Source organism: Xanthomonas sp. BRIP62411 (genome assembly GCF_003993525.1).
Taxonomy (GTDB): Bacteria; Pseudomonadota; Gammaproteobacteria; order Xanthomonadales; family Xanthomonadaceae; genus Xanthomonas; species Xanthomonas euroxanthea.
Genome location: NZ_QEZI01000011.1, coordinates 493799 through 508727, shown reverse-complemented (window position 1 = coordinate 508727; position 14929 = coordinate 493799). Strand labels below are relative to the sequence as shown.

At 66.4% G+C, this 14929-nt stretch carries 12 protein-coding genes and 1 tRNA gene; 5 read left to right on the top strand and 8 right to left on the bottom strand.

The genetic code is table 11. The annotated features are described in order from the left end of the window. The first annotated feature begins 130 nt into the window (after positions 1 to 130). Entirely contained in the window at positions 131 to 1375 is a 1245-nt protein-coding gene (locus EO139_RS10355; RefSeq protein WP_126970452.1) for a glutamate-5-semialdehyde dehydrogenase, read from the top strand. 70 nt (positions 1376 to 1445) lie between these two features. Here the strand turns inward: EO139_RS10355 and EO139_RS10350 are convergent, their stop codons facing one another. Next, positions 1446 to 1946 carry a hypothetical protein gene (locus EO139_RS10350; protein WP_241235943.1) on the bottom strand — a complete coding sequence of 167 codons (501 nt, stop codon included), beginning with the start codon at positions 1944 to 1946 and terminating at the stop codon, positions 1446 to 1448. A 37-nt stretch (positions 1947 to 1983) separates the two neighbouring features. Between EO139_RS10350 and EO139_RS10345 the strand changes: the two genes are divergently transcribed. Together EO139_RS10345 and EO139_RS10340 are read left to right on the top strand one after the other, a co-directional pair. Beyond that, entirely contained in the window at positions 1984 to 2541 is a 558-nt protein-coding gene (locus EO139_RS10345; RefSeq protein WP_126970448.1) for a hypothetical protein, read from the top strand. A 67-nt stretch (positions 2542 to 2608) separates the two neighbouring features. Continuing rightward, positions 2609 to 4522: a CocE/NonD family hydrolase gene (locus EO139_RS10340; protein ID WP_126970445.1), complete on the top strand. Its 1914-nt coding sequence runs from the start codon at positions 2609 to 2611 to the stop codon at positions 4520 to 4522. Here EO139_RS10340 and EO139_RS10335 read toward each other — a convergent pair. From EO139_RS10335 to EO139_RS10315, 5 genes are all read right to left on the bottom strand, one after another. Further along, the gene (locus tag EO139_RS10335; RefSeq protein WP_164739812.1) at positions 4503 to 5729 is read right to left on the bottom strand and encodes an MFS transporter; all 1227 of its coding nucleotides are present in this window, start codon (positions 5727 to 5729) and stop codon (positions 4503 to 4505) included. The two genes, EO139_RS10340 and EO139_RS10335, sit on opposite strands and share 20 nt — an antisense overlap. Positions 5730 to 5852: 123 nt before the next feature. Further along, positions 5853 to 5929 (bottom strand) — tRNA-Pro (locus EO139_RS10330). Between the two features lie 61 nt (positions 5930 to 5990). Beyond that, positions 5991 to 6101 (bottom strand): cytochrome bd-I oxidase subunit CydX, encoded by a 111-nt coding sequence (gene cydX / locus EO139_RS10325; RefSeq protein ID WP_016903201.1) that lies wholly within the window; start codon positions 6099 to 6101, stop codon positions 5991 to 5993. A gap of 86 nt (positions 6102 to 6187) precedes the next feature. Then, complete coding sequence (gene cydB, locus EO139_RS10320) at positions 6188 to 7339, bottom strand: cytochrome d ubiquinol oxidase subunit II (protein ID WP_104586060.1); 1152 nt, start codon at positions 7337 to 7339, stop codon at positions 6188 to 6190. A 15-nt stretch (positions 7340 to 7354) separates the two neighbouring features. Further along, entirely contained in the window at positions 7355 to 8977 is a 1623-nt protein-coding gene (locus tag EO139_RS10315) for a cytochrome ubiquinol oxidase subunit I (RefSeq protein ID WP_104586081.1), read from the bottom strand. 109 nt (positions 8978 to 9086) lie between these two features. Here EO139_RS10315 and cydD point away from each other — a divergent pair, with 109 nt between their 5' ends. Then, positions 9087 to 10871 carry a thiol reductant ABC exporter subunit CydD gene (cydD, locus tag EO139_RS10310; RefSeq protein WP_126970441.1) on the top strand — a complete coding sequence of 595 codons (1785 nt, stop codon included), beginning with the start codon at positions 9087 to 9089 and terminating at the stop codon, positions 10869 to 10871. Then, the gene (gene cydC / locus EO139_RS10305) at positions 10868 to 12544 is read left to right on the top strand and encodes a thiol reductant ABC exporter subunit CydC (protein ID WP_126970439.1); all 1677 of its coding nucleotides are present in this window, start codon (positions 10868 to 10870) and stop codon (positions 12542 to 12544) included. Before cydD ends, cydC begins: the two co-directional genes overlap by 4 nt. 64 nt (positions 12545 to 12608) lie before the next feature. Here cydC and EO139_RS10300 read toward each other — a convergent pair whose 3' ends face one another. Both EO139_RS10300 and EO139_RS10295 read right to left on the bottom strand, forming a co-directional pair. Then, positions 12609 to 12956, bottom strand: a complete 348-nt coding sequence (locus EO139_RS10300; protein ID WP_126970437.1) for a DUF1294 domain-containing protein — start codon at positions 12954 to 12956, stop codon at positions 12609 to 12611. A gap of 68 nt (positions 12957 to 13024) precedes the next feature. After that, a complete protein-coding gene (locus tag EO139_RS10295; RefSeq protein WP_126970435.1) occupies positions 13025 to 14227 on the bottom strand; it encodes a homoserine O-acetyltransferase in 1203 nt (400 codons plus the stop codon). Positions 14228 to 14929: the final 702 nt, after the last annotated feature.

The window sequence follows — 14929 nt, the reverse complement described above, 5'->3', positions numbered from 1 at the left end:
CGGGGAATTGAGAATCGGGAATCGGGAATCGCAAGAGCGTTTCCAGCCAACTTTCCCGCTGCCGATTCTGCCGCAGTAAAGTGATGGCGCGTGCTTTTACCATTCCCGATTCCCCACTCCCGATTCCTCAATGACCATCAAATCCCTCGCCCTGCAATGCCGTGATGCGGCGCAAGTGCTGTCGCAACTGTCCGCGCAGGCCAAGCAGGCCTTGTTGGAGGCGATGGCTGCCGCGCTGGAAGCCGATGCCGCATCGATCCTTGCCGCCAACGCACGCGATCTTGAAGCCGCCCGCGCCAAGGGCACCGGCACGGCCATGCTCGACCGGCTGGCACTGGACGACAGGCGTCTGGCCGGCATCGCCGCAGCCTTGCGCGAGGTTGCGCAATTGCCCGATCCGGTCGGGCAGGTCACGCGCGAGGATGTTCGCCCCAATGGCATCGTCGTGCAGAAGGTGCGCGTGCCGCTGGGGGTGATCGCGATGATCTACGAAGCACGCCCGAATGTGACTGCCGATGCGGCAGCGCTGTGCATCAAGGCCGGCAACGGCGTGATCCTGCGGGGCGGCTCGGAAGCGATCCACTCCAATACCGCGATTGCGCGCGCCCTGCAGCGCGCCTTGCGCGAGGCCGGCGTGCCGGAAGCGGCGCTGACGCTGATCGAGGATCTACGCCGCGAGACCATGCTGGAGCTGCTGCAACTCAGCGATATCGTCGATCTGGCGATTCCGCGTGGTGGCGAAGGACTGATCCGCTTCGTCGCCGAGCATGCGCGCGTGCCGGTGATCAAGCATTACAAGGGCGTGTGCCATCTGTTCGTGGATGCGTCGGCGGACGTGGATCTGGCCGTGCGTCTGTTGGTCGATGGCAAGGCCAGCCGGCCATCGGCCTGCAATGCGCTGGAGACCTTGCTGGTGCATGCCGACATCGCCGCGCGTTTCCTGCCGGCGGCCGCGCAGGCCCTGCGCGACCGTAACGTGGAGCTGCGTGGCGATGCGGCAACGCGCGCACTGTTGCCGGATATCGGCGCCGCCAGCGACGACGATTACGCCGCCGAATTTCTCGACCTGATCCTGGCCATTCGCGTGGTGCCGGATCTGGACACCGCGCTGGCGCATATCCGCCAGTACGGCTCGGACCACACCGAGGTGATCGCCACCCGGGACGCCGCCAATGCCGAGCAGTTCGTGCAGTCGCTGCGCTCGGCCGTGGTGATGGTCAACGCGTCCTCGCGCTTCTCCGACGGCGGCGAGCTTGGCCTGGGTGCGGAGATCGGCATCTCCACCACGCGCCTGCACTCCTACGGCCCGATGGGCCTGGAAGCGCTCACCGTGGAGCGCTTCGTGGTGCGTGGCGAGGGCCAGGTACGCCATTGAAGTGGCATGCGTTGCCGGCTCAGCCCTGTGGCGCTATGCATTGCAGCGCCACTGGCCGACATCGACTCGATCACGTGGCCCGCTTTTCTCCTCCAAGCACCGTGCTCATCCATTCATCGCTTGTTGGGGAAACGAAGCCAGTTCCTGACAGCCACACCTGTTTCCCGGCGCGGTCCCACTTTTCCATCTTTTCTTTGAATTCGGCGGGATAGTCGTTTGCCCTGCAGGCGATATTGCACCAGGGGTCGCAGACATAGATGTCCGCGTCCCAATCTGTCATGTCCGAAGGCAAGGTGCCTGCGCGCGGCACTGGGCCGACGATCGCGGCGGTGTGCGCTGTTCCATTGAAGAAAGCAAGGCGTGCGATCTGGTTGTGATCTTGCTGCAAATAGTGGACGGCCAGGGTAGCCAGCTCACCACAGTTGTGCGCGTTCCCATCCATGGCCGCCGACACCACATCCTCTTCCAGGTTATCCACCTGCTGTCGCATCCGGGAGATCTCTGCAGTCGCATTGTGGATTCGAACGGCGTCCTCAAAGCCAGCGTTTCTCTTTTTGTTGCTCGACTTCAAGCGGGGCGCTTTGTAGTACTCGGCCCTGACGGACTGCATGACCTCGCTGACAGCCCTAAGGCTCGGCGAGAGGGAGCGCTGTCTTGAAGACGATCTGCTCGCACTCCTGCGATGGCTCGCGCTGCTCAGTCCTGCCAGCACGCCATCTGCGTGGTCGGGGCTGTTGACACGCTGCGAAGTGCTGCCCGCTGGCGGCTGCTGGGCCGGAGAACTTTCGGTATATGTGAATCTTCCCGACTGGACACGATCGACGGAACCGCAAATACCCATGGATGAGCACCTGATTGGTAAAGGCCGCTCCATCATGTGCGGGAACATCCTTTTCGAAAAATGGAAGCGCGAAGCGATCGACTTGCGTGCGAATCGTGGATATCAGCATCGCCTCCAGCACGCGATGCGCGAGCAATGGCATATTTCGCTGCTGATCGTTGGGCTTGATCGCGCGCGACTTGGCGGCAGTGATGCGCTGGTCATTGTTCTCGCCAGGCCTTCGCGGCTGCCAGCTGAGCGATACATGGACTCCGTTGGTTCAGATGCCGGGGCCGCGCCTTGCGGTTGGCCCGCGTGTTCCCATCCCGCCAACCACGACCTTTGACACTCCCCCGGCAGGCCGCGCCCTGCCTACAGTCGAGGACTGCCCCCCGCACGTTCCGGAGTCGTCGATGCGCCGTTTTGCCGCCTGCCTGCTCGCCACTGCCATTGCCGCCGCCACCGGCGGCGCGCTGGCGCAAACCTCGCCGATGACGCCGGACATCACCGGCAAGCCGTTCGTGGCCAGCGATGCCGCCAACGACTACATCAAGCGCGAGGTGATGATCCCGATGCGCGACGGGGTCAAGCTGCATACGGTGATCGTGCTGCCCAAGGGCGCACGCAACGCACCGATGGTGCTGACGCGCACCCCGTACAACGCCAGCGGGCGCGCCGAGCGCATGGCCTCGCCGCATATGAAGGACCTGCTCGCACAGGGCGATGACGTGTTCGTGGAAGGCGGCTACATCCGCGTGATCCAGGACGTGCGCGGCAAGTACGGCTCGGAAGGCGATTACGTGATGACCCGGCCGCTGCGCGGTGCGCTCAATCCCAGCGAGGTGGACCATGCCACCGATGCCTGGGACACCATCGACTGGCTGGTGAAGAACGTGAAGGAGTCCAACGGCAGGGTCGGCATGATCGGCTCGTCCTACGAAGGTTTCACCGTGGTGATGGCGTTGACCAACCCGCATCCGGCGCTCAAGGTCGCAGTGCCGGAAAGCCCGATGATCGACGGCTGGATGGGCGACGACTGGTTCAACTATGGTGCGTTCCGCCAGGTCAACTTCGACTATTTCACCGGCCAGCTCACCCAGCGCGGCAAGGGCATCGGCATCGCGCGCCAGGGCCATGACGACTACAGCAACCTGCTGCGTGCCGGCTCGGCGGGGGATTTCGCCAAGGCCGCCGGCCTGGAGCAGCTGCCGTGGTGGCACAAGCTCACCGAACACGCCGCCTACGACACGTTCTGGCAGGAGCAGGCGCTGGACAAGGTGATGGCGCGCACGCCGCTCAAGGTGCCGACCATGTGGCTGCAGGGGCTGTGGGACCAGGAGGACATGTGGGGCGCGATTCATAGCTACGCGGCGATGGAGCCGCGCGACAAGGGCAATACGCTCAACTACCTGGTGATGGGCCCGTGGCGGCACAGCCAGGTCAACTACGATGGCAGCGCGCTGGGCGCATTGAATTTCGACGGCGATACCGCGCGCCAGTTCCGTCACGATGTGCTGCGCCCGTTCTTCGACCAATACCTGGTCGATGGCGCGCCCAAGGCGAACACGCCGCCCGTGTTCATCTACAACACCGGAGAGAATCACTGGGACCGTCTGCAGGCCTGGCCGCGCAGCTGCGCCAAGGGCTGTGCAGCGGCCAGCAAGCCGCTGTACCTGCAGGCCGGCGGCAAGCTGTCGTTCCAGCGGCCGGCGGCGGGGCAGCCGGGCTTCGAGGAGTACGTGGCCGACCCGGCCAAGCCGGTGCCGTTCGTGCCGCGCCCGGTGGACTTCGGCGATCGCAGCATGTGGACCACCTGGCTGGTGCAGGACCAGCGCTTCGTCGACGGCCGCCCGGATGTGCTGACCTTCGTCACCGAGCCGCTGACCGAACCCCTGCAGATCGCCGGCGCACCGGAAGTGCATCTGCAGGCCTCCACCAGTGGCAGCGACAGCGACTGGGTGGTGAAACTGATCGATGTCTATCCGGACGAGATGGCGTCCAGTCCGAAGATGGGCGGTTACGAATTGCCGGTGTCGCTGGCGATCTTCCGCGGCCGCTATCGCGAGAGTTTCAGCACGCCCAAGCCGCTGGCGTCCAATCAGCCGCTGGCGTTCCAGTTTGGCCTGCCGACTGCCAACCACACCTTCCAGCCGGGCCACCGGGTGATGGTGCAGGTGCAGTCCAGCCTGTTTCCGCTGTACGACCGCAACCCGCAGACCTACGTGGACAACATCTTCTTCGCCAGGCCCGGCGATTATCAAAAGGCCATCCAGCGCGTCTACGTGACCCCGGAGCAGCCCAGCTACATCAGTCTGCCGGTACGTTGACCACGCCGGCGCCGCGCGGCGCCGGTGCCCAGACGTCTTCCAGCAGCTGCGGGCGGCAGGCCACCCAGGCTGCCGCCAGTTGCAGCAGGATGCAGATCACCAGGAAGACGAATGGCGAGGTCCAGCCGCCGTGGTGGGCGTGCAGCCAGCCGAACAGGAACGGCCCCAGGCAACTCATCGCATAGCCCATGCCCTGCGAAAACCCGGACAGGGCGGCCGAGCCGGCCGCGGTGCGGCTGCGCTGGTTGACCAGCACCAATGCCAGCGGAAACGTGCTCGGCCCCAGGCCGAGCAGGGTCACCCACAGGATCGGCGCGGCCAATGGCGCCCACCACAGCCCGGCGAACGCGACCAGGTGGCAGGCCGCGCACAGCAGCACGATCGGAAAGGGGTTGCGCATGCGCACTGCCAGCGCCGGCATGGTCAAGGCACCGACCATGCCCAGTGCGGCGAACAACGCCACCATGGTGCCGCCGAACGCGGGCGAGGCGCCGGCTTCGCGCAGCAGGGTCGGCAACCAGGTGAACATCGAATAGGTGACCAGCGAGGTCATGCCGAAGGTCACCGCCATGCTCCAGCCCAGGGCGGTGCGTGCCACGCGGCCCTCGGCTTCGGGCGTGGGGGTGACCGGTGCCGGTCCGGTCGCGCGGAGACGGCGGTGGTTGGTGTGCACCATGGCCCAGGCCACCAGTGCCAGCAGCGCCGGCAACACCCACACCACCATCGAGCTGCGCCAGCCCAGCGCATCGGCCACCGGTACCGCCAGCAGTGCCGGCAGCAGGGTGCCGACCTGCAGCACGGTGATGTAGAGCGTGCTGACGCCGCCGACGCGATCGCCGAAATAGCGCTTCACCAGCGGCGGCAGCACCACGTTGCCCATGCCCATGCCGGCCAGCGCCACCAGCGATCCGATGAACAGTCCGGTGGTCTGCGGCAACAGCGGGCGCAACACCAGGCCGAGGGTGGCCAATGCCATCGACAGCAGCGCCGTGCGCAGCAGGCCGTAGCGGCGCAGCAACGCCGGCGTGGTGACCCCGGTGAGCGCGAATGCCGCGGTCGGCAACATGCCGAGCGCGCCCATGGTGGGCGCGCCGAATGCGTACTCGTCGGCAATGCGTTCCAGCAGCGGCGTCAACGAGGTCACCGCGGTCCGCAGATTGAACGCGGACAACAAAATGGCAGCCAGCACCAGGCCGCGACCACGCAACCGGGCGGACGGGGAGGCAGCGGCAATGACAACAGACATGACAGACCATCCGCACTGCGCACCTGCATGCGCCAGCGCCTGAAAACACAAAACCGGCACGAGGCCGGTTTTGTGTTTTGAAACTGGTCGGGGAGACAGGATTCGAACCTGCGACCTCTACGTCCCGAACGTAGCGCTCTACCAGACTGAGCTACACCCCGAAGGAGCCGCGTATGTTACATAGGGAATGCCAGATCGGCAAGCATCTATCGAAAATATTTTTTACCGATGCGGTTGGCCACGCTCGGGCTCGCGTGCTTCGAACCACATGCCGTTGAGCACCGCAGCCAGTGCGGCCAGGCCGGTGCCGAGGATCCAGGCGAAATACCACATTGTCATTCTCCTTGAGTCATTGAAATACGTGAGACGTTGAAGGCCCGTTGCAGGCGCCATGCGCGCAGCAGCGCAGCGGGGCTTGCTCAGTAGGCGTTTGGATTGGCCGACAGTTCGTCGGCGGTGACCTTGCCCTTGAGCACGCGATAGACCCAGCTCGTATAGGCCAGCACGATCGGCATGAACAGCGTGGTCGCCAGCAGCATGATCCACAGCGTCAGGCGGCTGCTGGAGGCATCCCACAGCGTCAGGCTTGCGCTCGGTGCGGTGGACGAGGGCAGCAGGAACGGGAACAACGCAAAGCCGACGGTGAAGACGATGCCGACGATGGCGCAACCCGACGCGATGAACGCCAGGCCGCCACGACGTACGCGCAACAGCAGCGCATTCATCGCAAGCCCGATCAGGCCGACCAGCGGTGCGATCAAGGTGGCCGGCATGCTGCTGTAGTTGTGCAGCCAGCCGCCGGCCGCGGTGAGTGCGGCGGTCTTGGCCAGTGGATTGGTCGGCGCATCGGTGGCCAGCACCGAGGTCACTGCATACCCCGGCAGACCCAGCGCCACCCACGCACCGGCGGCGGCAAACAACGCCACCGCGCCGAGCGCGGCGATGCTGCCGAAACGCGCGGCGCGCGCGGCCACCGGTCCGTCGGTCTTGAGCACCAGCATCGCTGCGCCGTGCGCCATCAGCATGGCCACGCTGAGCAGGCCGGCGAGCAGCGCGAACGGTGTCAGCAGTCCGAACAGGTTGCCGGTGTAGAAGATGCGCATGCTGTCGTCGAAGTGGAACGGCACACCGAGCAGCACGTTGCCGACCGCCACGCCCATGATCAGCGCCGGAATGCAGCCGCCGACGAACAACGCCCAGTCCCAGTTATTGCGCCAGCGCTGATCGACCAGCTTGCCGCGGAACTTGAAGCCGACCGGGCGCAGGATCAGTGCGAACAGGATCAGGAACATCGCCAGGTAGAAGCCGGAAAAACTCACCGCATACAGCGGCGGGAATGCGGCGAAGATCGCGCCGCCGCCCAGGATCAGCCACACCTGGTTGCCTTCCCAGACCGGGCCGATGGTGTTGATCACCAGCCGCCGTTCGGCATCGTTGCGGGCAACCAGCGGCAGCAAGGTGCTGACGCCCAGGTCGAAGCCGCCCATCACCGCGTAACCGGACAGCAATACGCCAAGCAACAGCCACCAGATCACGCGCAGTGTGGTGTAGTCGAGCAAGATGAAATCCATGGTGTCTCTCCTGGCTTACGGTGCGCCGCCGGCCAGCGCGCCGGTGCTCAGTGGGGCGTTGGGTGAGGACGCGTGGGGCGAGTCGTTGTGCGGTGCCGGGGTGCGGTGCGTCGGCGGAAACAGCGCATCCGGGCCCTTGCGGATCGTCTTCAGCGACAGCTTGATCGCAATCACCAGCAGCGTGGTGTACAGCGCGGTGAAGCCGACCAGGGTCAACACGATTTCGTACAGGTCCAGTCCCGAGGCGGCATAGAAGGTCGGCAGGACGCCTTCCACCGCCCACGGCTGGCGGCCGTACTCGGCCACGAACCAGCCGCACTCGATCGCGATCCACGGCAGCGGCAAGGTCCACAGCGCCACCGTCAGGAACCAGCGTTTGTCCTGGAAGTTGTGCTTGCAGGCGAACCAGAACGCAATGGCGAAGAACGCAATCAGGTAGATGCCGATGGCGGCCATGATGCGGAAGGTCCAGAACAACGGCAGTACCCGCGGCACCGTGTCCATGGCGGCCTGGGCGATCTGCTGCGGCGTGGCATTGCCGATGTCGTCGCGATAGCGCTTGAGCAGCAGGCCGTGGCCCAGATCCTGCCAATGCGCATTGAAGACCTGGCGTGCCTGGGCATCGTCCTTGTTGGCGCGGATGCGCTCCAGCGCGCCATAGGCGATCTGGCCGCCGCGGATACGGTGTTCGGCACGGCCGACCAGTTCCAGGATGCCGGGGATCGGCTGGTCCAGCGAACGTGTGGCGATCAACCCCATCAGATACGGAATCTTGATCGCGTAGTCGTTGCGATGGGTCTGCTGGTTGGGAATGCCGAACGCGGTGAAGTCGGCCGGCGCGGCTTCGGTCTCCCACATGGCCTCGATCGCGGCCAGCTTCATCTTCTGATGTTCGTTGGCGGCATAGCCGCTCTCATCGCCGAGCACCACCACCGACAGCGACGACAACAGGCCGAACGCGGCAGCCACCGCGAACGAACGCCGTGCCATCTCCACATGCTTGCCGCGCAGCAGGTAGAACGCGCTGATGGACATCACGAACACCGCACCGAGCACGTAGCCGGCGCTGACGGTGTGCACGAACTTGGCCTGCGCCACCGGGTTGAACAGCACCGCCATGAAATCGACCACTTCCATGCGCATGGTGTCCGGGTTGAACACCGCGCCGGTCGGGTTCTGCATCCAGCCGTTGGCGATCAGGATCCACAACGCGGAGAAGTTGCTGCCGAGTGCCACCAGCCAGGTGGTGGCCAGATGCTGCACCTTGCTCAGCCGGTTCCAGCCGAGAAAGAACAGGCCCAGGAAGGTCGCTTCCAGGAAGAACGCCATCAGGCCCTCGATCGCCAGCGGTGCGCCGAAGATGTCGCCGACGTAATGGCTGTAATACGACCAGTTCATGCCGAACTCGAACTCCATCACGATGCCGGTGCCCACGCCCATGGCGAAGTTGATGCCGAACAGCACGCCCCAGAACATGGTCATGCGTCGCCAGATCTCCTTGCCGGTCATCACATAGACGCTCTCCATGATGCCGAGCAGGAACGACAGGCCCATGGTCAGCGGCGGAAAGATGAAGTGGTACATCGCGGTGACTGCGAACTGCAGCCGCGACAGTTCAACAACTGTCGAGTCGATCATGGCGGGTGGGCCTGGTTGGGTGTCGATGAAGGAATGCAGCCGATCATCTGCGCTTGCCGCGACATGCGCGTTGATCCAGATCAATGCCGGGGCGGACGGGTGCGGCACAATGCGCAGCCCGGAGCGGGAGGTGGCGCCTTACAATCGCCTGCAACACGATGTCTTCCCAGAGAGCGATGTGAGCCAGCCCAGCGTGCGAGCCAGCGAAACGCCAGCCCAGCGCCGCCAACGCGGCCGGTGGCTGGATGCACTGGCAGCCCCGGCCACGCGTGCGCGGCGCCTGGCCGGCGTGGCGGTGGCGGTGTCCGGCGTGCTGCTGCTGGCGCAGGCGGCGGCGATCGCCTGGTTGCTGCAGGCCGTGCTGGTGCAGCATCTGGCGCTGACGCAGCTGCGCGACGTGGGCGCGGGGCTGGTCTGTGCGCTGGTGGGGCGGGCGATGCTTAATGCCTGGGCGCAATCGCTGACCGGCGAGGTGGCCGATGTGGCCAAGCGCGAGCTGCGCGCCCGCATCGCGCGGCGCCTGGTGCAGCACGGGCCGGTGTGGTTGCGCCGGCAACGCAGCGGCGAACTGGGCGAGCTGAGCCTGGCGCACACCGATGCGCTGGAGGGCTACTTCGTCGGCTACCAGCTCGCGCGCACCGAAATGACGCTGGTGCCGCCGCTGATCCTGCTCGCGGTGTTCTCGGTCGATTGGGTGGTGGGCCTGGTGTTGCTGCTGACCGCGCCGCTGATTCCGTTTTTCATGATGCTGGTGGGCTGGGGCGCCGAAGCCGCCGGGCGCGAGCAGTTGGGCGAACTGGCACGCATGGGCGGGCACTTCGCCGATCGCCTCAAAGGCTTGGGCTTGCTGCGCGTGTATGGCCGCGGCGACGCCGAGTTGAGCGGCATTGCCGCCGCGGCAGAAGGCGTGCGCGAGCGCTCGCTCAAGGTGCTGCGCATCGCCTTCCTGTCGTCCACGGTGCTGGAGTTCTTCGCCTCGGTGAGCGTGGCGATCGTGGCGCTGTACTTCGGCCTGAGCTATCTGGGCATGTTGAATCTGCACGGCTTGCCGACGCTGGGCGCGGGCGTGTTCTGCCTGCTGCTGGCGCCGGAATTCTTTGCGCCATTGCGGCGGCTGGCCGCGCATTACCACGACCGCGCCAATGCCCTGGCGGCGGTGGCCGAAGCCGAGCGTCTGCTGGAAGGATTCGAGCCACCGTCGGCAACGGTGCGGGTGCCGGTGCCTCCGTTGCGCGTGATGGAACCTGCCCAGGCGCAGGCCCCATTGCTGCAGGCGCATGATCTTGCGCTGCGGCCGCCGGGCGCGCCACACAGGGTGGTCGCGCATTTTTCGCTGACCTTGCAGCCCGGCCAGCGCGTGGCGGTGATCGGTGCCAGCGGTAGCGGCAAGAGCACCTTGCTCGAGGGGCTGGCCGGCTGGCTTGCGCCGGAGGCAGGCAGCGTGGTGCTGCGGCCGGATGCCCGCATCGGCTATGCCACGCAGCGGCCGTACCTGTTTCACGGCAGCATCGCCGACAACCTGCGCCTGGCCGATCCACAGGCCGGCGCGGCGCGCCTGCACGCGGTGGCCGATGCCGCGCAGGTACTGCGCTTTGCTGCGCAGTTGCCTGCGGGCCTGGACACGGTGATCGGCGAACGCGGTTTCGGGTTGTCCGGCGGCGAGGCACGGCGCGTGGCCCTGGCACGGCTGTTGCTGCGTGAGCCGGACCTGTTGCTGCTGGACGAACCCACCGCCTTTCTCGACCCGGACACCGAAGCGGAGTTGCTGCGCACGCTGGGTGTGTTCGCACGCGGCCGCGCGGTGGTGGTGGCCACGCACAGCGCGGCGGTGATGCAGTGGGCCGATACGGTGATCGACCTGCGCGGCGCCACCGTGGTATCGGAGCAGCCATGAACCCCGCACAGCCCGATCGTCTGCGCACCGTGTTTCGCCGGCATGCCTGGCGCCTGCTGCTGTCGGCCCTGCTGGTACTGGTCACCATGCTGGCCGGCGTGGGCCTGCTCGGCCTGTCCGGCAGCTTCCTGACCGCCGCTGCCCTGGCCGGTGTCGCGGGCATGGGCACCGGTTTCAATTTCTTCTCGCCTTCGGCCGGCATCCGTGCGCTGACCTTCGCGCGCATCTTTTCGCGCTATGGCGAAAAATTGATCGGCCACGACGCCACGCTGCGCATCGCCCGCGATCTGCGCGTATGGTTCTTCCGCCGCGCGTTGCCGCTCGCGCCGGGCCGCCTGTCGGCCACGCGCACCGGCGATCTGCTGGCGCGGCTGATGTCCGACATCGGCGAGGTCGATGGCGTGAGCGTGCGCGCGCTGGCACCGTTGAGCGCATTGCTCGGCATATGGCTTGCCGGTGTGGTTGCCGCGGCGCTGATCCACCCGCCGGCTGGCGTGTTGTTGGTGGTGCTTGGCGTGGTCATCGGTGGTGTGGTGCCGTGGCAGGTGGCGCGCGGCGGGGCGCAGCGCGAACAGCTGCGCGCCCGGCAACGCACGGCATTGCGCACGCAGGCATTCGAGGGCCTGGAAGGTGCGGCCGATCTCGCCGCGGTGGATGCGCAAGGTGCCTGGCTGCATCAGGTTGATGCGGCGGCGGCGGCAGTGGTCGATGGCGATCGCCTGCAGCGCCGCCGGCTGATCGGCGGCAATCTGCTGCATGCAATCTGCGGCGGTCTCGGCCTGGCCGGCATGCTGTGGCTGGCACTGGGCGCGGCCGAACGCGGATCGATTGCGGCGGGCATGGCGGCCGGGCTGGTGTTCCTGACCATGGCGCTGCTGGAAGTCTGGGCCGGCGCCGGGCTCGCCTTGCAGGCGCTGCAGAGCGCACGCGTTGCAGCCAGGCGCCTGCAGTCCATCGTCGATCAGGCGCCGTCGGTGCTCGATCCCCCGCAGCCGGTGGAGGTGCCACGCAGCGGCACGCTGCAGCTGGATCAGGTCGGCTTTGCATGGCCGGGCAGCGCACGTCCGGTGCTGCAGGCGCTCGATCTGACGCTGGCGCCCGGCGAACGCATCGCCATCAGCGGCGACAGCGGCAGCGGCAAGAGCACCTTGTCCGCAGTGCTGCTGCGGCTGTGGGACCCGCAGGCCGGGCAGGTGCGCTACGCGGGTATCGACCTGCGCCACGTGGCGCAGACGCACTGGCATCGCCGCATCGCCTGGCTGCCGCAGAATGCCCCGGTGTTTGCCGGCACGGTGCGCGATAACCTGGCCATCGGCGATGCGGACGCGAGCGATGCGGCGATGTGGAGCGTGCTGGACCAGGTGCGTCTGCGTGCGTGGGCCACTGCGCAGAACGGCCTGGACACCTGGGTGGGCGAAAACGGCGCCACGCTCTCGGCCGGCCAGGCGCGCCGGCTGGCGCTGGCGCGAGCCTTGCTGCGCGATGCAGCGATCCTGTTGCTGGACGAACCCACCGACGGCCTGGACGTGGATACCGCGCACGCCTTGCTGCTGGATCTGTCGGCGGCACTGGGCGAACGCAGCCTGGTGATGATCACCCACGACAGCGTGCCCGAGGGCGTGGTGCAGCGGCACTACCGCATGCGCGCCGGTGCACTGGAGCCGTTGGTCTAGGGGCGTCCTGCCGCTGTTGCTCGCGTTGATTGATTGGGTGCGTGAATCGCGGCGGGCCCGTCGCTCACTCCAGCAGCGCGTGGAGTGCAGTCATCAACGCAGGCTGCCGGCATGCCCAACACAAGGCAGCGACGTTCACCACGACGGTGATCCAGAACCGTAGCTGGAAGGTCGCCTTGCTGGATTTGTGCCGGAACAGTTGCTGCGCCAGCAACGCGCCCGGCCAGCCGCCGAGCAGCGCGATGAGGTGCAGGGTCGCTTCCGGTGTGCGTTGCCCGCCGCGTTGGGCCGCGCGCTTGTCGCGCCAGTAGGCGAGCATCGCCACGATGCTGGTGGCCGCGTACCACAGCGCCAGCAGCGTTGGCAGGCGACCTGCAAACGCCATCGCGGCCATGCCGACCAGAAACAGCATGGCCAGCGTCTTGCGCGGCAGGCCATGCTGTCGTGACGGACCACGCCGCCGTTGCGCGGTTCGAGAAATCAGCTGGCGTCCAGAAAGTCGCGCACGGCCGGGCCGAAGCGCGCGAAGTCGACCAGGAAGGCATCGTGGCCTTGTGGCGAATCCAGCCCGATGAAGCGTGCATCGGCACCGCCGGCACGCAGGCCTTCGGCGATCTGTTCCTGTTGCTGCACCGGGAACAGGATGTCGGTATTGGCACCGATCGCCAGCGCACGCGCGATGCGGATCTGCGCCAGGCCGGCCAGTACCGTGGCGTCGGTCGAGGCGCCCATGTCCGGCTTGGCGGCGACAGCAGCGCCGCCAGCTTGCGTGCCATCAGAACGTGTGTCGATGGCCGGTGTGTCATCGACATACTCGGCCAGGTCGAACCAGTCCATCGAGCGGCTCAGATACAGATAGCAGTTGGGATCGAAGAAGCGCACGAAGCGGCGCGCATGGCCTTCCAGATAACTTTCGACCTGGAATTCCAGCCCGAACGGATCATCGGCAGCCTGCTCGGAATCCAGCCGCACCCGGCCAAAACGGCCGTCCCATTCCAGCGCCGAGCGATAGGTGATCACGCCAAGCTTGCGCGCCATGCGCATGCCCGGTTCCGGGTAACGGGTGTCGTCGTAATGGCCGCCGTTCCAGTGCGGATCCAGGCGGATGGCTTCGCGCTGCAGCGAGCGGATCGCGATCGAGAACGGCAATGCCTGCGCACTGCCGGAGATATTGATATGGCTGCGCGCGATACCCGGGTGCCGCAGCAGCAACGCCAACGCGGTCATGCCGCCCATCGAATTACCGATCAGGCAGGCGAGTTGTGAGATGCCCAATGCGCGCACCACGTCGGCGGCGGCATCGGCCACGTCTTCGATCGACAATTCCGGGAAGCTCAGGCGATACGGCGCGCCGGTGGCAGGGTCGATCGATGCCGGACCGGTCGAGCCCTTGCAGCTGCCCAGGGAATTGACGCAGACCACGAACCAGCGCCCGGTATCGATCGGCTTGCCTGGCCCCAGCATCGCCTCCCACCAGCCCGGCTCGGCATTGGCCTGATTTGCCGCAGCATGGGCGTTCGGCGACAGGCCGGTGACGATCAACACCGCGTTGCTGCGATCGGCTGCCAGCGTGCCCCAGGTTTCGTAGGCCACGTGCGCCTGGTGCAACACGCCGCCGCGCTTCATCGGAAACGGCGAGGGCAGCGCGTGGAACAGCGTGCCGGGGGGAATGAATTCGGTCATGCGGCAATTCTATCTGCCATGGCATGCGCCGGGGTGCAGGATGGGAATGGGGAATGGGGATTCGGGAATCGGTTTGAGGCCTTGCGCTGGGTGATGCCACTCTGCAGAGCGTCGGACCTGCGGCCTGGCTGCAAGGCTCTTGCCCGCCCACCATCGCGGGACACGCCGCAAGTACGTCCATGTAGGCTCCGGCGCGGCATCCATGCCGCTCAGGGTCCCGCGACGGTGAGCGGGCAAGGACCAGTTGAGACGGTCGGTGTGCATGGGAAGAGCAGTGCTGGACGTGCCTTGTTCGATCATTGAAGCATCGGCTCCAGGTCTGATGCACATCGCATGACAGACGGCTTTTCAGATGAGCGCCGACCAATTGTCTGGTGCGGTGTCCTTGCCGGTTGCGGGGCCGTGTGGCGGCATGGATGCCGCCACCGAGCCCCCAGGGACGGGTTCACGGCGTGTCCCGCAAGCGGTGAGGGCACCGCGCTCTCGACGCTGCGGGTTTGCTGCAGAGCCCTTGCCCGCCCACCATCGCAGGACACGCCGCAAGTACGTCCATGTAGGCTCCGGCGCGGCATCCATGCCGCTCAGGGTCCCGCGACGGTGAGCGGGCAAGGACCAGTTGAGACGGTCGGTGTGCATGGGAAGAGCAGTGCTGGATGCGCCTCGTTGAATCACGAAGCAGCGGTTCCACGTCTGATGCACATC

Coding starts and splice junctions, on each gene's coding strand:
- EO139_RS10345 (WP_126970448.1), top strand. CDS start 1,984: ATGACCTCGCTGACAGCCCTAAGGCTCGGCGAGAGGGAGCGCTGTCTT.
- EO139_RS10300 (WP_126970437.1), bottom strand. CDS start 12,956: ATGCTGTTTCTGGTCGGCATGGCCGCGATGGCGTTTGCAGGTCGCCTG.
- cydC (WP_126970439.1), top strand. CDS start 10,868: ATGAACCCCGCACAGCCCGATCGTCTGCGCACCGTGTTTCGCCGGCAT.
- cydX (WP_016903201.1), bottom strand. CDS start 6,101: ATGTGGTATTTCGCCTGGATCCTCGGCACCGGCCTGGCCGCACTGGCT.
- cydD (WP_126970441.1), top strand. CDS start 9,087: ATGCGCAGCCCGGAGCGGGAGGTGGCGCCTTACAATCGCCTGCAACAC.
- EO139_RS10340 (WP_126970445.1), top strand. CDS start 2,609: ATGCGCCGTTTTGCCGCCTGCCTGCTCGCCACTGCCATTGCCGCCGCC.
- EO139_RS10295 (WP_126970435.1), bottom strand. CDS start 14,227: ATGACCGAATTCATTCCCCCCGGCACGCTGTTCCACGCGCTGCCCTCG.
- cydB (WP_104586060.1), bottom strand. CDS start 7,339: ATGGATTTCATCTTGCTCGACTACACCACACTGCGCGTGATCTGGTGG.
- EO139_RS10355 (WP_126970452.1), top strand. CDS start 131: ATGACCATCAAATCCCTCGCCCTGCAATGCCGTGATGCGGCGCAAGTG.
- EO139_RS10315 (WP_104586081.1), bottom strand. CDS start 8,977: ATGATCGACTCGACAGTTGTTGAACTGTCGCGGCTGCAGTTCGCAGTC.